Origin of the sequence: Binatus sp. (SeqCode), assembly GCF_049584895.1 — a bacterium.
In the GTDB taxonomy this organism is placed as follows: Bacteria; Desulfobacterota; Binatia; order Binatales; family Binataceae; genus Binatus.
The window spans coordinates 1-19,624 of record NZ_JBAUYR010000139.1; the positions used below are offsets into that span (position 1 = coordinate 1).

Below are 19,624 nucleotides of genomic sequence, written 5' to 3' on the forward strand. Positions count from 1 at the left end.
TAATCTGGTCAGTTCATCTATCGAACTACATAGTTCATTCTCTTGTTGAACTATGTAGTTCGTTAGATGAACTGACCAGATTAGGAGATTCGCCATGGGTGACGACTGGCAGAAGACTATTTGCATCCTGTGCAGCGTTAACTGCGGCGTCGATGTGAAGCTCGACGGGCGTCACATCACCCGCGTCCGGGGAAATCGCGATCACGTGGCGTCGAAGGGCTACGCTTGCGAGAAGGCGCAGCGGATCGACTATTACCAGAACGGCAGGGATCGCCTGACCTCGCCGCTGCGACGGCGCGCGGACGGCACGTTCGAGGAAATCGACTGGGATACTGCCATTCGCGAGGTCGCCGCGGGCTTCAAGCACGTGCGCGAAACGTACGGCGGCGCGAGCATCTTCTATTACGGCGGTGGCGGGCAGGGCAATCATCTATGCGGCAGTTACGGTGCGTCGACGCGGCGCGCGCTTGGATCGGTATTCAGCTCCAACGCCCTGGCACAGGAAAAGACCGGCGAGTTCTGGGTCGATCACATGCTTTTTGGGACCGGGCTCAGTGGAAGCTACCAGCAAGCCGAGGTCGCAGTATTCGTCGGCAAGAATCCATGGCAGTCCCACGGCTTTCAGCGCGCCCGTCCTATCCTCCGCGACATCGCGGCCGACGCCAACCGCGCGCTCATAGTAATCGATCCGCGCCGCACCGAGACCGCTGAGATGGCGGACTACCACTTGCGCGTGCGTCCCGGCACCGACGCTTTCTGCCTCGCCGCGATTCTTGGCGTGCTCGCACAAGAGGATCTGATCAGTCACGACTATATTCGCGAGCGCACGCAAAACAGCGATGAACTGTTCGCAGCGCTGCACGACGTCCCGGTTGCGGACTACTGCGGGCGCGCCGGTATCACCGAGGCTTTGGTTCGCGAGGTCGCGCGCCGAATCGCTCGCGCCTCGAGCGTCTCGGTTTACGAAGACCTCGGCATCGAGCAGTCGCTGCATAGCACGCTCAACTCCTACCTCGAGAAACTGCTCTTCGCCGTGACCGGAAATATCGGGAAGGCCGGCGGCATGAATGCGGGCACGAGTCTGACCGGGATGTTCGGCGGAGCGCTGTCGTCGCAAACGAGTCCGGTCGGCGGGCATCGAATCATCGGCGGGATGATTCCGGCGAACGTAATCCCCGATGAAATCCTGACCGACCATCCGAAGCGTTTCCGCGCGATGCTCATCGAGAGCGAAAATCCCGCGCACTCGGTCGCCGACAGCACGCGGATGCGTGAAGCGCTGCGGGCGCTGGAGTTCGTCGTGGTCATCGACGTTGCGATGACGGAAACCGCGCGCGAGGCGCACTACGTTTTGCCGGCGTCGTCGCAGTACGAAAAATGGGAAGCGACCTTCTTCGGCGCGGCGGTACACACCGAGACGGATTACGCCAACACGTTCACTCTTCGCGCCCCGATTCTCGATGCGCTGCCGGGCACGCTGCCCGAGGGAGAGATTCATCGCCGGCTGGTTCGCGCGATTGGCGCGATGACCGATGAAGACGTCGCGCCTCTGCACGCGGCCGCCGCCAAAGGAAGGCCTGCTTATGCGATGGAGCTGATGCGAGTCGTCTCGCAGCGGCCCCATCTCGCGGAAGTGATGACTGTCCTGCTGTATGAGACTCTCGGCCCGACGCTCGGCGCCGGAAACGAGAATGCGGCGTCGGTCTTCGGGATCGCATTAAATTTTGCGCGCCGATATCCGGAGTCTCTCCGCCGCGCGGGCTTCAGCGGAGAAGGCGTCGAGCTCGGTAACGCATTGTTCGACGCGATTTTGAGCAGTCGATCGGGCGTCACCGTCAGCGTCGATCCGTATGAGGAGACCTGGCGCAGAATTCACGCCGGTAAGATAAATCTCACTATTGCCGATTTGATGCCGGAACTTAAATCACTCCACAACGAGCAGCCGGCGCACGATCCGGAGTTCCCGTTCGTGCTGTCGGCGGGCCAACGGCGATCCGGAACCGCGAACACCATCATCCGCGATCCGCAATGGCGCCCGAAGGATCCGGCGGGCGCGCTGTGGATGAACCCGGCTGACGCCTCCGCACTTGGAGTTCAAAACGGCGGCCGCGTGCGCATCACAACCAAGCGCGCGAGCGCCGAGAGCGTCGTCGAAATCACCGACACGATGATGCCCGGGCACGTCGCGCTGCCGAACGGAACCGGACTGTGGTACCCCGACCGCGAAGGCCAGGAATTTCAGCATGGAGTCGCGCCGAACGAGTTGACGGTGACCGAAGATCGCGATTGGTTCGCGGGCACTCCATTTCACAAGCACGTGCCGGCGCGAATCGAGGCGGTTGTCTGATGCGGCGAACTCGCTTCGACGATTGGCCATGCCCAATCGCTCGCACCACCGACCTGATTGGCGATTGGTGGACGCCGCTCGTGATGCGCGAGGCGTTCGCGGGACGGCACCGCTTCGAGGATTTCCAGCGCGCACTGAAAGTCCCGCGCGCGGTGCTCGCACGCCGGCTCGATCGATTGGTCGAAGAAGGCCTGCTGAAAAAAGTCTCGTACGAAGAACATCCGCCGCGCTTCGAATATCGCCTGACGGACAAGGGAAAGGCGTTCTGGGACGTGCTCGCCGCGATGTGGCGATGGGGCAGCGATTGGCTGTGGGGCGAAAACGGCCCGCCAGTGATTCTCATCGACCACGAAACCGGCCGCGAAGTCCGCCCTCTGGTAGTCGACGAAACCACCGGCACCCGCCTGACAGGCCGCCGCCTCCGCATGGCCCGCAAACCGCATGTCCGCCCGGATACTAAGGTGCAGGGCGAAGTGTGAAACTCACCGCGGGTTTTCACTACAGTCCACGTTCCGTTCCTTTCGTGATACTCGATAACCTGAGGCATCGAAGGTGGACCCTCCTTCCGACGATCGCTCGCCAGCATTTCAACGCCTGACGCGCTGGTTCACGCCGAACCGCTCTACTGCGCTTCGTCAATATCGGTCACGCGCGCGCATCTACGATCTCGAGCTCTTGTTGTTCGAACCCGTGCGGCATCGCGCAATCGAGCTACTGCGCCTGAAAAAAGGCGATCGGGTTCTGGATGTCGGCTGCGGCACTGGTTTGAGCTTGACGGCGCTGGAAAGTTACATCGGCCCCGACGGCGCGATCGTCGGAATCGAACAAAGTCCCGAGATGCTCGAGCGGGCACGCGCGCGGGCGGCTGAGAACGGCTGGACGAACGTCGAGTTCGTCTCGGCCTCGGTCGAGGAAGCCGCGATTCCGTTCGCCGCCGACGCTGCGCTTTTTCATTTCACGCATGACATAATGCGCACGCCCAATGCGCTCGCCAACGTCGTCAGCCATCTCAAGCCCGGCACGCGAATCGTTGCGGCCGGACTCAAATGGGCGCCTATCCGCACGCTGCCGCTGAATCTCTTCGTATGGAACGCCGCGATGCGATCGACCAGCACGCTCGAGGGACTGGCGCGTCCGTGGAGCAACCTCGAGGCTATTTTGCAAGAGCTGGAGGTCGAGCAAATGCTTGGCGGCACCGTTTACATCGCCCACGGCATCGTCAAGGAGCGCGGCTTTTTCTGATACTATTTGGACATGGCGCCGCGAGGCCATTTTAGATACGGCGCCGCCAGGTCATGCGACATACATTTGTTCTCGCGGTCTTTTTTGCTGCACTGGCCGTGTCCGGATGTGGCACCACGCAACAATCCAACCAATCGCAATCGCAGACGCAGACTCACATGGGCTTCGCCGATCAATCGCACGCGCAACTGGTAATCGCGCCCAAGGTCGACGACCTGCCCGCTCATCCCCTGCCTTTCAAGGGCAAGCTGATTTCCGGCGACAAGGATGAACTGCCGCCCGCGGTCGCGATGTCTCTGTCGGATAACTCGCCGGTGACCTTCACCTATCGCGAGGAATTGACCCACGACGACTATCACGTTCCGCTGGCGATCAGCGCGCTCGATCCCGCGAACCTGATCGGTGCTCCGCTCGGCGATATCGGTGTCACGGCGTTTGCGTCCCTGTCGATCAGTTCCGGCGACACCATTGTCGCCGACTACACCGCCAAGGAGCACGCCTCCAAGTCGTACAACATTTACCACGACGCGACACACGCGGAGGTTGACGAAGCTGCGCGCGCGGCAGTGCGGCAGCGGATCGATCAAAAGATCTACAGTGATGAAGCCCGCCTGGCGAAAGCCGTCGCCAGCGCCGGAACTCAAAAGGCTCCGACCGCGTCCGCCGGACAATGAATCGCCGGCTGCTGTTACTATCGCTCGGCGTCGTCGCGTCATCTACGATCGGATGCGCCGTGACTGGGACTCCATTTGAAAAAATCTCGTCGTCGCCCGGCAACGCGGTGATCTACGTCTATCGGCCGTACAGTTATGGATCGTCGGCGCTTCGGCCTGCCGTCACCTGCGGCGAGGATACCGCGCGAATCGGTCCGGGCGGCTACCATGCTTTCATAGTTCCGGCCGGGCAGAAGGTCGATTGCACGATGACAACCGACAAGACCGACGACGTCGAATTCGATACCGAGCGGCGTTCGTACTACGTCAGGGAAGAACTCGGATGGGGCTGGCTGACGGGGGTCCCGCACCTCAACCCGGTCGACACCGACAAGGCGCAAAGCGAGATCCAGCAATGCAAGCTGGAACCGCAGCAGCCGCAGGAACCGCAACCATCGCAGCAACCTGAACCACAGACGACAGGCAGCGCAAAGTAACCTCTCCCCTGACCCCTCTCCCTTCAGGCGAGGGGAACCAGAAGGAGAGAGGAGGCGTGGTGTGACATGAGATTTTGAAACTATCCGATTCTCCTCTCCGAAGGGAGAGGGGTTAGGGGTGGGGTGAAAGTAACCCGAAATCAGTTTGTGACTCGCGAGAAGCTTGAGCTCGCAAGAGATCTGCGCCGGAGGATGACGCCGCAGGAGAAAACCCTGTGGAATTCGCTCAGGAAGGACACCCTTGGTGCGCTCCATTTCAGGCGACAGCAGGTAATCGCGGGATACGTAGTCGACTTTTATTGCGCATCAGCGAAGCTCGCAGTTGAAATAAACGGCATCGTTCATCTCGGTACAGCTGACTACGATAGGATCCGCGATGGCGCGCTGTCTGAAATGGGAATAATCACACTAAGAATCAGTAATAATGAGGTCGATCGAAATTTGGACGGGGTCTTGAAAAAGATCGCGGAGCAAACCTCTCCCCTAGCCCCTCTCCCTTCTGGAGAGGGGAACCGGAAGGGAAACAGGTGAGTCACGAAGTATCACGGCCCGATGCTTCTTCCCCCCTCTCCAGAAGGGAGAGGGGGCCAGGGGGAGAGGTGATGCACCTCGAGAATGACATCACAGCAGTTCGCGATAATCATCGCTTCGACGAAGCCTCGCTCGAACGTTACCTGCGCGATCACATGCCGAACTTCCGCGGCCCGCTCACCGTTCAACAATTCGTCGGCGGACAATCGAATCCCACCTTCCTGCTCGAAACTCCTGACGCTCGTTTCGTGATGCGTAAGAAACCGCCGGGGACTCTGCTCCCGTCGGCTCATCAGGTCGAGCGCGAGTATCGAATCATCAAGGCTCTCGCTGCCACGGACGTGCCGGTTCCAAGCGCGCATCTGCTGTGCGAAGACGCCGGCATCATCGGCACCGCGTTCTTCGTTATGGATTTCGTCGAGGGACGGGTCATGCGGGATCCGATAATGCCCGACTCGAGCCCGCATGAGCGCGCGGCGTGCTACGACTCGATGAATGACGTGCTCGCGCGATTGCACAAGGTCGATTTTCGCGCGGTCGGCCTCGGCGACTACGGCCGTCCGCAAGCGTACGTCGCCCGCCAGCTTGCGCGCTGGACGAAGCAGTACGAAGCATCTAAGCTCGACGAAATTCCCGAGATGGATCGGCTGATCGACTGGCTGAACCGCCACATTCCCACGGCGGATGAGACCACGATCGCGCACGGCGACTACCGCATGGAGAATCTGATCTTTCATCCGGTCGAGCCGCGCGTGGTCGCGGTGCTCGATTGGGAACTCTCGACGCTGGGGCATCCGCTGAGCGATCTGGCGTGGGCCATGCGTTCGTACCATTGCCCGCCCGGTATCGACGGCGTGTTGAGTTTTCAAGGGATAGATCTGCAGGCGCTTGGAATTCCCAGCGAACAAGAATTCCTGGCCGCTTATTGCCGACGCGTCAGACGAGCCAGCATGCCCGAGCTGACCTTCTTCGTCGCGTTCTCGTTCTTTCGCGGCGCCGCGATCGCGCAAGGAATTGCGATGCGCGCGAAGCTCGGCAACGCGAGCGGCCCCGACGCTGCTTTGCGCGGCGCTAAGGCGCGGCAGACCGCAGAGCTAGGCTGGGCTGTCGCGCAGCGCACATCGAAATCGTGAGCGCCCCGGAAATCGTAAAGCTCGACGCAGTTGCGCTGTCGCGCGCAATCAAAGCGAAACAAATTTCGTGCGTCGAGGTGATGAACGCTTATCTCGATCAGATTGATCGTCTGAACCCGCGCGTCAACGCGATCGTTTCACTTCGGCCGCGAGAAGATCTGTTTAAGGAGGCCGCGGATCGCGACGCGCAACTTGAGCGCGGCGAGTATCGCGGCTGGATGCACGGCTTCCCGCATGCGGTGAAGGACCTCGAGCCCACCACGGGCATCCGCACTACGAAGGGCTCGCCGCTGTTCAGGAATTTCTTCCCGCGCGACGACTCGATCCTGGTCGAGCGGCTCCGGCACGCCGGCGCAATCATTATCGGCAAGACCAACGTCCCGGAGCTTGGCCTCGGCTCCCAAACCTACAACCCGGTCTTCGGCACTACGCTCAACGCATACGATCACTCGAAGACGTGTGGCGGCAGTAGTGGCGGCGCGGCGGTCGCGATCGCGCTTCGAATGGTCCCGGTCGCCGACGGCAGCGACAACGGCGGTTCGCTGCGAAATCCCGCAGCATGGAACAACATCTTCGGATTCCGAACTTCATCAGGCCGGGTGCCGTCGCAATTCTACGAAGTTTTCATCCCGTCGATTTCGGTGCATGGCCCGATGGCGCGAACGGTGCCGGACCTCGCGATGTTGCTATCCGTGATTGCCGGATACGACTCGCGCACCCCGCTTTCGATTCGCCAGGATCCAGCCGAGTTCACCGGCATGCTCGAGCGCGGCTTCAAAGGAACGCGTATCGGATGGCTCGGCGATTTTGGCGGGCAAATTCCGTTCGACCCGGGCGTGCTCGAACTCTGTGAAGGCTCACTCAAGGTTTTCGAATCGCTCGGATGCAGCGTGGAAACCGTGACCCCCGACTACCCGCTCGAGTCCGTATGGCAGAGCTGGCTGACACTGCGAGGCTGGCAAATCGCCGCTGAGTTCCGCGCGATGTACCCCGATCCCGCTCAACGCGCGCTGATGAAACCCGAACTGCAGTGGGAAATCGAACACGGCCTGAAATCGACGGCGATGGAAGTCGCGATCGCATCGAGGACGCGCACAGGGTGGTACCACGCGATGCGCAAATTTTTCGAGAAGTACGATTTCATGATCGCACCCGCCGGCCAGGTCTTCCCGTTTGACGCGACTACACATTGGCCGAAAGAAGTCGGCGGCGTCTCGATGGATACCTACCATCGCTGGATGCAAGTGATGATTCCGATTTCGATGTCAGGCTGCCCCGCACTCAGCGTCCCAGCCGGCTTCAACGACCGCGGCCTCCCAATGGGCATCCAGATAGTAGGCCCAAATCACGCCGAGATGGCCTGCATGCAACTCGCGCACGCATACGATCAAGCAACCAACTGGGTGTCAGAGCACCCGCCATCATTACTAAGTAGCTAGTGAAGTGAGTATAGTCAGTCGGCGACGTGCGATTCGGCTGGTGCCGTTTTCGCGCGGCCGAGGGCTCGACGCCACAGCTGCGACCATCCTGCGCTGACGCGATCCATGTACAGGTAGATGACCGGCGTCGTGTACAGCGTCAGGACCTGGCTCACCATCAGGCCGCCGACGATTGCGATACCGAGCGGGCGGCGCATCTCGGAGCCGACTCCGTTTCCCAGCGCGAGCGGCAGGCCGCCCAGCAGCGCGGCGGCGGTGGTCATCATGATCGGGCGAAAGCGGAGCACGCATGCTTCGTAGATAGCATCATGCGGCGACTTGCCCTCGCCGCGTTGAGCCTCGAGCGCGAAGTCGATCATCATGATGGCGTTTTTCTTCACGATGCCGATCAGCAGAATGATGCCGATGAGCGCGATCACGCTCAGCTCGATGTGGAAGAGGAGCAGCGCCAGAATTGCGCCGACTCCCGCCGAGGGCAGTGTCGAGAGAATCGTGATCGGATGGATGTAACTTTCGTAGAGGATGCCGAGCACGATGTACACAGCGCCGAGCGCGAACATGATAAGGAAGCCTTCGTTCTTGAGCGAGTCCTGGAACGCCTGCGCAGTTCCCTGGAATGTTCCGCGGATGCCGGCCGGCAGGTGAATCTGGGCCTCGGCCTGCGAGATCGCGTCAACCGCGTCGCCCAGCGCGATTCCCGGCGCGAGATTGAACGAGATCGTCACCGATGGAAATTGACCCGTGTGATTGACGGCGAGTGCGGTCGTATCGTTGCCGAAGTGGGTGAAGGTGCTGAGCTTGACCAGCCCGCCGGTGCTGGACCTCACCTGGATATGGTCGAGCGAATCGGGGTTCTGCCAGAACTGCGGCGCGACTTCCATCACGACATGGTATTGATTCAGCGGCGTGTACATCGTCGAGACTTGCCGCTGCCCGAACGCGTCGTAGAGCGTATCGTCGATCGCCTGTTGCGAAAGTCCCAGGCGCGACGCGGTGTCGCGATCGACGACGACGTTGGATTCAAGGCCGCTATTCTGCTGGTCGCTGCTGACGTCGGTGAGAATATGAACGGTGCGCAATTTCTTCAGCACCTTCGGCGCCCATTGGTTGAGCTGGTTGAGGTCGTCGCTTTGCAGCGTGAACTGGTACTGCGCGTTGGCCATCCTGCCGCCGATTCGCAGATCCTGAACCGCCTGCATATACAGATTTACGCCAGGCACATGGGCGACCTCCTTGCGGATGCGCCCTATAATCAGGTCGGCGCTAATCTTTCGCTCGCTTAGCGGCTTGAGGCTTATGTACATGTTCGCGGTGTTGGTTGCTCCATTGCCGCCGGTGAATGCGATGACATTCTCGACGGCCGGATCTTTATCAATGGCGGCGACCAGTTGGGAGAGCCGATCCTTCATCGCCTGGAACGAAGTATCCTGATCAGCCTGCACCGCGCCCATCAACCGTCCGGTATCCTGCTGCGGGAAGAATCCCTTGGGCACAACCTTGAACAGATAAATGCTCAGCCCCAGCGTCACCAGGAAGACCATCAGGGTGAACGGTTGATGATCGAGGACCCACAACAGGGTGCTTTCGTAATGGTCGAGCAGCCACTTGAAAAAGCGCTCGCTCGCCACGTACCAGCGGTTATGTTTCTCCTGGCCGTGCGGCTTGAGCAGGTGCCCGGCCATCATCGGCGTGGTGGTGAGCGAAATGACCAATGAAACGAGTACCGCGGCCGAGAGGGTGACGGCGAACTCGCGGAACAGCCGGCCGACGATTCCGGCCATCAGCAGAATCGGGATAAAGACCGCGACCAGCGAGATGCTGATCGATATCACCGTGAAGCCGATGCCGGCGGCGCCCTTGATCGCGGCCTCGAGCGGCGCCATGCCCTGTTCGCGGTAGCGGGAAATGTTTTCGATAACGACGATCGCGTCGTCGACCACGAAGCCGGTGCAAATCGTAAGCGCCATCAGTGACAGATTGTCGAGGCTGTAGCCGAACAGGTACATGATGCCGAAGGTGCCGATCAGCGAGAGCGGAACGACGACGCCCGGAATCAGCGTGGCGCGCAGGTTACGCAGGAACAGGAACACCACCATGATTACCAATGCGATCGAAATCAGCATCGTGAACTCGACGTCTTCCACCGAGGCGCGGATGGTGGTCGTGCGGTCGAGGACTACGGTGAGGTCGATCGCGGCGGGAATCGAGGCTTTCAACTGGGGCAACGCGGCGTAGATTCGATCGACCGTATCGATAATATTCGCGCCCGGCTGGCGGAAAATGATGACCAGGACCGCCGGCTTGCCGTCGACCATCCCGGCGGCGCGGACGTTCTCGACCGAATCCCTTACCAATCCGATATCGGAAAGCTGCACCGCGGCGCCATGGTTATAGCGCACGATTAGCGGCTGGTAGTCCTCGGCTTTGAGCAGCTGATCGGTCGTGCTCAGCCCCCACGTCTGGTGATCGTTAGCCAGTTCGCCCTTGGGCCGGTTCGCATTGGCATTGGCGAGGACGGTGCGCACGTCCTCGAGGCCGACGCCAAGGTTGCTCATCTGCGTTGGATTCAGTTCGACGCGGACTCCGGGCAGTGCGCTACCGCCGACCGAGACCTGGCCGACGCCGTCGATTTGCGAGAGCTTCTGCTCGAGAATCGAATCGGCCGCGTCGTACATCAATCCCGGGCGCACGGCGTTGGAGGTCAGGCCCAGAATCATAATCGGCGCATCGGCGGGATTAACTTTCTTATAGGTCGGCTTGCTCGGCAGAGTTGTCGGCAGTTGCCCGGCCGCGGCGTTGATCGCGGCTTGCGTGTCGCGCGCGGCGGCGTCGATATCGCGGTTCAAGTCGAATTGCAAAACGATGCTGGTGGCTCCCAGATAGCTGGTCGAGGTCAGTTCCGTCAGACCCGCGATGCGGCCGAACTGGCGCTCGAGCGGAGTCGCTACCGACGACGCCATCGTTTCCGGACTCGCACCCGGCAATGCCGCCTGCACCTGGATGGTCGGAAACTCGACTTGCGGCAACGGCGCAACCGGCAGCAGCCGGAACGCAATCGCGCCGGCCAACGCGAGCGCGAGGGTCAACAGCGTGGTGGCGACCGGCTTCCGTATAAAAACTTCGGAGATCATGACGCTTGCGCTGGAACGGCCTCCGGAACCGCGTCACCGGTTCGCCACCTGGCGAATCGTGTCGCCATGCGGTCGAAAGTCAGAAAGATAACCGGCGTTGTATAGAGCGTGAGCACCTGGCTCACGAGCAAGCCGCCGACGATTGCGATACCGAGCGGGCGCCGCAGCTCGGAGCCGACGCCCGTGCCCAGCGCCAGCGGCAAGCCGCCGAGCAACGCCGCCATCGTGGTCATCATGATCGGCCGGAAGCGCAGCAGGCAGGCCTGGAAGATCGCCTCGTGCGGCGGCTTGCCTTCCTGGCGCTGAGCTTCCAACGCGAAGTCGATCATCATGATCGCGTTTTTCTTGACGATACCTATCAGCAAGATGATGCCGATGAGGGCGATCACGTTCAGGTCCTGGCCGCAGATCATCAGGGCCAGGATCGCGCCGACGCCCGCCGACGGCAGCGTCGAAAGAATCGTGACCGGGTGGATGTAACTCTCGTAGAGAACTCCGAGCACGATATACACGGTGACCAGGGCCGCGAGAATCAGCAGCGGCTCGTTCTTCAGCGAGGCTCGGAAGGCGGCAGCGGTGCCCTGGAACGAAGCCTCGATGCTCGCGGGCATCCCGATTTGCATGCGCGCATTGTCGATCGCTGTGACCGCGTCGCCCAGCGAGTAGCCCGGCGCGAGATCGAACGAGATTGTGACCGCGGGGAATTGGCCCTCGTGGTTAACCGCCAGCGGCGCGGCGCCGGGCACGAATTTAGTGAAGGCGCTCAGCGGCACCTCGCCGCCGGTGTTCGAGCGGATATAGATGTCGTCGAGCGCGTGCGGATTGCGCTGGAACTGTGGCGCCACTTCGAGCACCACGTGATACTGGTTCAACTGCGTGAAAATCGTCGACACCTGGCGCTGTCCGAAGGCGTCGTACAAGGTCTGATCGATCAGATTTGGGGTGATGCCCAGGCGCGACGCGGTCAGCCGATCGATGACGATATGCTCCTCCCAGCCGTCGTTCTGCTGGTCGGTCGCGACGTTGCGCAACGCGGGCAGGGTCTTGAGCTTATCGACCAGTTTCCTGGTCCACAGATTCAATTCGTCGCCGCTCGGATCTTCGAGGCTGTACTGATACTGGGTCCGGCTCACTCGATCTTCGACGGTCAGGTCCTGCACCGGCTGCAGGTAAAGCGTGATGCCGTTGACGGTCGCCAGCTTCGGCGCCAGGCGGTCGATCACGGTGGTGATATCGACCTTGCGCACATCGAGCGGCTTAAGATTGATCAGGATGCGTCCGCTGTTGACGGTGATGTTGGTGCCGTCGATCCCGACGAACGACGACAAGCTCTCAACCGCCGGGTCCTGCAAAATGATCCGCGCCAACGCCTGCTGACCTTGCACCATCGCAGCGAACGACACATCCTGCGGTGCTTCGGAAACGCCCTGGATAACGCCGGTGTCCTGCACTGGAAAGAAGCCCTTGGGCACGATGATGTAGAGCACGATGGTCAGTACCAGCGTGGCGATCGCGACCATCAGCGTTCCCCATTCGTGCTCGAGCACCCATTCGAGCGTGCGGCCGTAAAACGCGATGGTGTCTTCGAAGACTTTTTCCGACTTGCGATAGAACCAGGTCTGCTGATCCTTGGGCGTATGCTTCAGCAGCTTCGCGCTCATCATCGGGGTCAGCGTCAGCGAGACGACCGCCGACATCAGGATGGTCACCGCCAGCGTGACCGCGAACTCGCGGAACAAGCGGCCGACGATGTCGCCCATGAACAGCAGCGGAATCAGCACTGCGATCAGCGAGACGGTCAGCGACAGGATGGTGAAGCCGATCTGTTCGGCGCCCTTGAGTGCGGCCTCCAGCGGCTTGTCGCCCTCCTCGATGAAGCGCGAGATGTTTTCGATCATTACGATCGCGTCGTCAACCACGAAGCCGGTCGAAATCGTGAGCGCCATCAGCGACAGGTTGTCAAGGCTGTAGCCGAGCATGTACATCACGCCGAAGGTTCCAATCAGCGACAGCGGAACCGCGATGCTGGGAATGATCGTCGCCGACAGGCTGCGCAGAAACAGAAAAATAACCATCACGACCAGCGCCACCGTCAGCATCAGCTCGAACTCGACGTCCTGCACCGATGCGCGAATCGTGGTGGTGCGATCTGTTAGAATCTGCACCTTGACCGCCGACGGCAGCGAGGCCTGCAAGCGCGGCATCAGCGCCTTGATCCGGTCGACCACGGCGATGATATTGGCACCGGGCTGGCGCTGAACGTTGAGGATTACGGCCGGCGTCAGGTTCATCCACGCGGCCGCCTTGACGTTCTCGGCCTCGTCGACCGCAACCGCGACGTCGGAAAGCTTGACCGGCGCGCCATTGTGATAGGCGACGATCAGCGGCATGTAATCCTTCGCGGTCAGTAGCTGATCGTTGGCGCCGATGGTGTACGCCTGCTGCTTGCCGTCGAAGTTGCCCTTGGCCTCGTCCACGTTTGCTGCCGCGATGCCGGTGCGCAGGTCCTCGAGCGTCATTCCGTACGACGCCAGCGAGGTCGGATTAGCCTGCACGCGGACCGAGGGTTTCTGGCCGCCGCCGATACTCACCAGGCCCACCCCGGGCAGCTGCGAGATCTTCTCCGCCAGCCGCGTGTCGGCCAGGTCTTCGACCTGGTCCAGCGGCAGTTCCTGCGACGTCAGCGCGAGCGTGAGAATCGGGGTGTCGGCCGGGTTGGTCTTGCTGTAAACCGGCGGGTTCGGAAGATCCGTCGGCAGATATGTCGCGGCCGCGTTGATCGCCGCCTGCACCTCCTGCTCGGCAACGTCGATGCTCAAGTTGAGATCGAACTGCAGCGTGATGACCGAGCTGCCGAACGAGCTGTTCGAAGTCATCTGCGTGAGCCCCGGCACCTCGCCGAATTGCCGCTCGAGCGGCGCCGTCACCGAAGACGCCATCACGTCCGGACTGCCGCCCGGATAGAACGTCATGACCTGGATCGTCGGATAGTCCACCTGTGGCAGCGCCGATACCGGCAGTTGCCCATAGGCGACCAGCCCCGCCAGCAACAGCCCGACCATCAGCAGAGAAGTGGCGACCGGCCGCAGTATGAACGGGCGCGAAAGATTCACGGGCCGGCACTCGCGCTCGCGGGCGGAAGCGCCGCGGTCTGCACGCTCACGTGCGAGCCTTGCTGCAGCTTGTCGACGCCGTCGGTCACGACTACGTCACCGACCTGCAGGCCCTTGCTTATAGCGATCACGTCGCCCTGCGTTGCGCCGACGGTCACCGGGCGCATCTCGACTGTCTTGTCCGGCTTGACGACGTAGACAAACGAACCTTGCTGGCTGCGCTGGAGACCCGCCGCCGGAATCAGAATCGCATTGGGAATAGTGTTAACCAGCAGCCGCGCGTTGACGAACTGATTCGGAAACAGCGAATTGTCCTGGTTGGGAAACGCAGCCTTGAGCTTGATCGTGCCGGTGGACTGATCGATCTGGTTGTCGGTCGTGAGCAGCGAACCACTGGCGAGCTTGCGTTTGAAGTCGCGATCGAAAGCTTCGACCGGCAACTGCGGATTCGCCTTCATCGCAGTCTCGAGGTTGGGCAGGTCGTCCTCAGGAATCGAGAAATCAACCGCGATCGGCTGCAGTTGCGTGATCACCGCGAGTCCGGTCGCGTCGGTCGCATGAATAATATTTCCCGGGTCCACCAACCGGAGCCCGACTCTCCCCGTAATCGGCGAAGTGATATGGCTATAAACCAGCTGAAGCTTGGCGTTGTCGACCGCGCCCTTGTCGCTCTCGATCGATCCGGCATACTGCCCGACCAGCGCCTCCTGATTGTCCAGGTCCTGCCTCGCGATCACTTTCTGCGCGTAGAGTTCTTTGTCGCGCGCATACAGAATTTTATTGTTCTCGAGCGTTGCCAGATCCTTGGCGAGCGTGCCCTCGGCTTGCGTCAACTGCACCTGGTACGGACGCGGATCGATCTCAGCCAGCAGATCGCCGGCTTTCACGATTTGTCCCTCGGTAAAATTTACCTTCATGAGCTGTCCGTCGACCCGGCTCTTGACCGTGACGGTGTTGTAGGGCGTCACGGTCCCGATCGCGGAAATATATTGGTTCAAATCGCCGAGCTTGGCCGGCACCGCCGCGACTGGAACGCTCAGATGCGCCATCGCCGGAGGCGTTGCGGAATCAGTGCTGCTGCGGCCGCTGAAATAGTAGATTCCGATAATCGCGACGGCCAGCACCACCAACCACAGACGCCACCGATGCATAGCTTTCTCGGGCCAGGTCCGTACTTCGGCATCTTGCATATATCGTGAGGCGTTAGCCTTTCCGGTCGTTGGGCCGTCAGAATCCATCATCTTTCCGCCATATCTCCAAACTAGCAAGTGCCGATATTGCCTCTATTGTTGCAATTTTGGACCCGCCAGTCCATATTTCAAATGTGCCCGAGAAAACTGAAGACTACCGATCTACGAATTGAATGCTGGCAGGTTTCCAATTATGAGCGTTAAGCGACAATCGGTTTCGCCCCCGGTTCGCCGCAAGGACGGTCGCGGTCGTCCGTCCACCCCGTTCCTCCGCGAAAGAATACTCCAAAGCGCCGCCGAACTCTTCGCCGACCGGGAATTCGATCTGGTCTTGATCGACGAAGTCGCCGCCCACGCCGGCGTCGGCAAGGGCAGCGTTTACCGCCAGTTCAAATCAAAAGAAGAGCTCTACGCGGCGGTTGTTATCGACGGCTTCACGGAACTCCAGCGCGAAATTCGATCGGCACTCGCGGGATGCACCTCGATGCGAGATCAGACCACGACGATCATTCGTCACACTTTAAAATTTTTCTGGACCCGCCGCCAGTTCTTCGCATTGTTGCGCGACCCCAAGGCACTGCCGCCATCGCAGGAGCGTCAGTACCGCGCTCAGCGCAACGATTTGTCGCGCCTGGTAAGCGACGTATTCGACGATGCCGTCAGGCGCGGCGCGATCAAGCCCGGTTTCGACTCTCGCATCGCCGCCGAATCGCTCCTCGGCATGATGCGCGGCATCAACCGCTATGGCCGCGAGTACACTACCCCTGATCGCGCGGTAGATATCGTCACCTCGATCTTCCTCGACGGCTATGCCGCGCGATAACATCGCGGCGAAGCGAAACTCGACGAGGCCCACATGCAGGATCTGATTCCGCTGGCAGAAAAAATCGCGGTGATTCTGAAAGACCGGCGCGAGAACATCGCAGTCGCCGAATCAACCACCGGCGGCTTGATCTCGGCCGCCCTGCTGAGCATCCCCGGCGCGTCTACCTACTTCGTCGGCGGCGCCGTCGTTTACACTCTGAAAGCGCGGCGCGCGATGCTCGACGTCCCCGACTCCGCCTTCGCCGGAATCAAATCCGTCACCGCAGAAGGCGCAATGATCCTCGCCCGCGCCGCCCGTACCCGCTTCGAAGTAACCTGGAGCATCGCCGAAATCGGCGCCAGCGGCCCCACCGGCAACCGCTACGGCGACCCAGCCGGCCACAGCTGCATAGCAGTGGCCGGCCCAGTCGAGCGCTCCATTACCGTCGAGACTGGCAATGGGGATCGCGTCGCCAACATGCGCACCTTCGGAGCCGCCGCATTGAACCTGTTGATCAAAAGCATCTCGTCCCGATCCTAACCCCCCTTGTCCGAGGGGAGGTCGGCGCGAGCCGAAGGATTGCGCCGGGAGAGGTGCAACGCTAGCCATCGCAACAAACGCCCTGCATTCTTTTTGCGACAAGCAGAAGGTCGTGCTGCCGTTTCGCGCCAGCCTTAGTGTCTAACAATTGCGATAAAACGAGTTGGCGCCGTGCTGTGTCAGGCGTTGCACCTCTCCCGGCGACACCGCTGCGCGGCTTTCGCCGACCTCTCCTCGGACAAGGAGAGGTTAGGAGTTATCACGGGGTCACTTCCGACAGCCGATCGACCTCGCGCAAACTCGGGAACATCCAATACCACACCCCCACAATCACCAGCGTCCCGACGCCTCCCATCACCACCGCCGGCACCGTCCCGAACCATGTCGCTGTCACGCCCGATTCAAACTCGCCCAGCTCATTCGATGCGCCCACGAAGAGCCTGTTCACCGCGCTCACCCGCCCGCGCATCGCGTCCGGCGTTGCCAACTGCGTGAGAGTGGTCCGCACGTAAACGCTCACCATGTCCGACGCCCCGAGAATGAACAGCGCCGCAATCGAGAGCGCGAAGTTCCGCGATAAACCGAAAACGATCGTCGCAATTCCGAAAATCGCGACACACGCGAACATCGCGAATCCCGCGCGCCGCGACAGCGCCCGCTGTCCGAGCGCTATCCCGAGCATCGCAGCACCGAGGGCAGGCGCGCTGCGCAGCACCCCGAGTCCCAGCGGCCCGACATGCAGAATGTCGCGGGCATAGACCGGCAACAGCGCAGTCGCGCCGCCGAGCAGCACCGCGAACAAATCCAATGACAAGGCGCCGAGGATCAGCGGCTTGCCCCACACGTACGCAATCCCCGCCGTGATCCGCTCGAAGATCGTCGTGTCAGCCTCCGCCTCGTAGCGCGCGCTGCGGCTTCGGATGCCCATCATCACGACCGCGATTGTCACGAACAGGATCAGGCACACGCCGTAGTCGACCGCCGGTCCCAGGATGTAAATCGCGCCACCAACCGCCGGGCCCGCAATCACCGCCACCTGTGACGTCGATGAAGCCCATGCGACCGCTTGCGGAAATTGATCCTGCGGCACCAGCAGCGGCACGAAAGACTGCGACGCGGGTCCCGCAAATGCGCGCGCCGCGCCGAACAGCGCAAGCACTACGTAGTACGGCCAGACGACAGCGGTATGCGTCAACGCCAGCATCAGAAACCCGCCGGACGCGACCGCGGTGAGTAAATTGCTGATCACCAGGATCAACCTGCGATCGAAGCGATCCGCGAGATGCCCCGCCGGGATCGTACAGGCCATCATCGGCAGAAACTGGAACAGCCCGGCATAACCGAGCGCCAGTGGCGTCCGCGCGATCGCGTAAATTTGCCAACTGACTGGGACCGATTGAATCTGGGTGGCGAGAATCGCGAGGAACGCCGCGCCCAGAAACCGGCGAAAGTCGCGATGCGACAGGGCATTTGAATTTGCGGGCGCAGGCGAAGCATCCATCGGTTGGTCTCACCGTTTGTATTTGAACCGGGCAGCCGAATCGACATTTTGCCTATCGCCACTCATCTCGATTAGGCTCGCATCATGGACAAGTCAGCGATCCGAAATCACGTCGAGCGGCTGTGGGACGAATCAATCGTCGCCGAACTGGTCGAGTACATCCGCATCCCCAACAAGTCGGTCGCGTTCGACCACGACTGGAAAGCGCACGGCCACATGGACCGCGTCGTCGCGCGCTTCGAGGATTGGGCGCGCCGCCAGCCGATCCGCGGGATGAAGCTCGAGGTCGTGCGCCTCGAAGGACGCACCCCGCTGCTGTTCATGGAAATCCCCGGCGATTCGAAAGATTGCGTGCTGCTGTACGGCCACATGGACAAGCAGCCCGAGATGTCGGGATGGCGCGAGGGTCTCGGCCCGTGGAATCCCGTGCGCGAGGGCGATCGTTTGTACGGCCGCGGCAGCGCCGACGACGGCTACGCGATGTTCGCGTGCCTCGGCGCGATCGGCGCGCTGCAGGCGAGCTCGGTCAAGCACGCGCGATGCGTCGTGATTATCGAGGCGTGCGAGGAAAGTGGCAGCTTCGATCTCCCTCACTATATAGCTCACCTCGCGCCGCGCATCGGGCAGCCGAGCCTGTGCATCGCGCTGGACTCGGGATGCGGCAACTACGACCAACTCTGGCTGACGACCTCGCTGCGCGGGCTGGTCGGCGGGCGATTGCAGATCGATGTGCTCACAGAGGGCGTGCACTCGGGCGACGCCGGCGGCGTCGTGCCCGACAGCTTCCGCATCGTGCGCCAGTTGTTGAGCCGCATCGAGGACGAGGGGACAGGCAAAGTGCTCGGGGATGAATTCTACGCGAAGATTCCCGACGCGCGCCTCAAGCAAGCGGCCGCGACCGCGAAGGTACTAGGCGACGATATCAGCACCAAGTTCCCATTCGTCGAACACGCGCGTCCCGTGAGCAATGATCCAACCGAGCTGATCCTCAACCGCGCGTGGCGTCCCGCGCTGTCGGTCATCGGCGCCGACGGCCTCCCGCCGACCGGTAATGCCGGCAATGTGCTGCGCCCGGGCACGGCGCTTAGCTTGTCGCTCAGATTGCCGCCGACGGTCGATGCAAAACTCGCGTCGCAAAAGCTGAAAGGTATTTTGGAGAAAGATCCGCCGTACGGATGCAAGGTGACGTTCCAATCCAACTGGGGCGCCAGCGGATGGGACGCGCCGGAACTTTCGCCGTGGCTCGAGCGCAGTCTCGACGCCGCCTCGAATGATTACTTCGGCAAACCGACGGCCTACATGGGCGAGGGCGGCACGATTCCGTTCATGGGTATGCTCGGCGAGCGTTTTCCGCAATCGCAATTTCTGATCACGGGCGTGCTCGGGCCTCACGCCAACGCGCACGGCCCCAACGAGTTTCTTCACATCCCCACTGCCAAAAAAGTGACATGCTGCGTGGCGAAAGTGATCGCCGATCACTTCACGCGCACTAACAGTTGAGA

Annotated in this window: 15 protein-coding genes; 11 read left to right on the top strand and 4 right to left on the bottom strand. The window is 61.3% G+C overall.

Features of this window, described 5'->3' with window-relative positions:
- Positions 1–94 precede the first annotated feature (94 nt).
- From WB650_RS23115 to WB650_RS23150, 8 genes are all read left to right on the top strand, one after another.
- Positions 95–2,347, top strand: coding sequence for a molybdopterin-dependent oxidoreductase (locus WB650_RS23115; protein WP_423962206.1), 2,253 nt, complete (start codon positions 95–97; stop codon positions 2,345–2,347).
- A complete protein-coding gene (locus tag WB650_RS23120; RefSeq protein ID WP_422302100.1) occupies positions 2,347–2,826 on the top strand; it encodes a winged helix-turn-helix transcriptional regulator in 480 nt (159 codons plus the stop codon). The genes WB650_RS23115 and WB650_RS23120 overlap by 1 nt, the downstream gene beginning before the upstream one ends.
- Positions 2,827–2,899: 73 nt before the next feature.
- Positions 2,900–3,589 (top strand): class I SAM-dependent methyltransferase, encoded by a 690-nt coding sequence (locus WB650_RS23125; protein WP_422302098.1) that lies wholly within the window; start codon positions 2,900–2,902, stop codon positions 3,587–3,589.
- A 53-nt stretch (positions 3,590–3,642) separates the two neighbouring features.
- Entirely contained in the window at positions 3,643–4,263 is a 621-nt protein-coding gene (locus WB650_RS23130) for a hypothetical protein (protein ID WP_422302096.1), read from the top strand.
- Positions 4,260–4,739, top strand: a complete 480-nt coding sequence (locus tag WB650_RS23135; RefSeq protein ID WP_423962209.1) for a hypothetical protein — start codon at positions 4,260–4,262, stop codon at positions 4,737–4,739. Before WB650_RS23130 ends, WB650_RS23135 begins: the two co-directional genes overlap by 4 nt.
- Before the next feature lie 147 nt (positions 4,740–4,886).
- A complete protein-coding gene (locus WB650_RS23140) occupies positions 4,887–5,270 on the top strand; it encodes an endonuclease domain-containing protein (RefSeq protein WP_423962210.1) in 384 nt (127 codons plus the stop codon).
- Positions 5,271–5,341: 71 nt separating this feature from the next.
- Complete coding sequence (locus WB650_RS23145) at positions 5,342–6,403, top strand: phosphotransferase (protein ID WP_423962212.1); 1,062 nt, start codon at positions 5,342–5,344, stop codon at positions 6,401–6,403.
- Positions 6,400–7,842 carry an amidase gene (locus tag WB650_RS23150; protein WP_422303065.1) on the top strand — a complete coding sequence of 481 codons (1,443 nt, stop codon included), beginning with the start codon at positions 6,400–6,402 and terminating at the stop codon, positions 7,840–7,842. Before WB650_RS23145 ends, WB650_RS23150 begins: the two co-directional genes overlap by 4 nt.
- A gap of 14 nt (positions 7,843–7,856) precedes the next feature.
- Here the strand turns inward: WB650_RS23150 and WB650_RS23155 are convergent, their stop codons facing one another.
- Genes WB650_RS23155 through WB650_RS23165 form a run of 3 tightly spaced genes read right to left on the bottom strand, consistent with a single transcriptional unit; the run spans position 7,857 to position 15,237 of the window.
- Positions 7,857–10,973, bottom strand: a complete 3,117-nt coding sequence (locus tag WB650_RS23155) for a multidrug efflux RND transporter permease subunit (protein ID WP_423962215.1) — start codon at positions 10,971–10,973, stop codon at positions 7,857–7,859.
- Positions 10,970–14,086, bottom strand: a complete 3,117-nt coding sequence (locus WB650_RS23160; RefSeq protein WP_422303063.1) for a multidrug efflux RND transporter permease subunit — start codon at positions 14,084–14,086, stop codon at positions 10,970–10,972. Before WB650_RS23160 ends, WB650_RS23155 begins: the two co-directional genes overlap by 4 nt.
- Positions 14,083–15,237 carry an MdtA/MuxA family multidrug efflux RND transporter periplasmic adaptor subunit gene (locus WB650_RS23165; RefSeq protein ID WP_423962217.1) on the bottom strand — a complete coding sequence of 385 codons (1,155 nt, stop codon included), beginning with the start codon at positions 15,235–15,237 and terminating at the stop codon, positions 14,083–14,085. Before WB650_RS23165 ends, WB650_RS23160 begins: the two co-directional genes overlap by 4 nt.
- A gap of 232 nt (positions 15,238–15,469) precedes the next feature.
- Here WB650_RS23165 and WB650_RS23170 point away from each other — a divergent pair, with 232 nt between their 5' ends.
- Both WB650_RS23170 and WB650_RS23175 read left to right on the top strand, forming a co-directional pair.
- Positions 15,470–16,099 (top strand): TetR/AcrR family transcriptional regulator, encoded by a 630-nt coding sequence (locus WB650_RS23170; RefSeq protein ID WP_422300590.1) that lies wholly within the window; start codon positions 15,470–15,472, stop codon positions 16,097–16,099.
- Positions 16,100–16,132: 33 nt separating this feature from the next.
- Complete coding sequence (locus WB650_RS23175) at positions 16,133–16,621, top strand: CinA family protein (protein WP_422300591.1); 489 nt, start codon at positions 16,133–16,135, stop codon at positions 16,619–16,621.
- Between the two features lie 259 nt (positions 16,622–16,880).
- Here the strand turns inward: WB650_RS23175 and WB650_RS23180 are convergent, their stop codons facing one another.
- A complete protein-coding gene (locus tag WB650_RS23180) occupies positions 16,881–18,122 on the bottom strand; it encodes an MFS transporter (RefSeq protein ID WP_422300592.1) in 1,242 nt (413 codons plus the stop codon).
- Positions 18,123–18,206: 84 nt separating this feature from the next.
- Between WB650_RS23180 and WB650_RS23185 the strand changes: the two genes are divergently transcribed.
- Positions 18,207–19,622 (top strand): M20 family metallopeptidase, encoded by a 1,416-nt coding sequence (locus WB650_RS23185; protein ID WP_422300593.1) that lies wholly within the window; start codon positions 18,207–18,209, stop codon positions 19,620–19,622.
- Positions 19,623–19,624 lie beyond the last annotated feature (2 nt).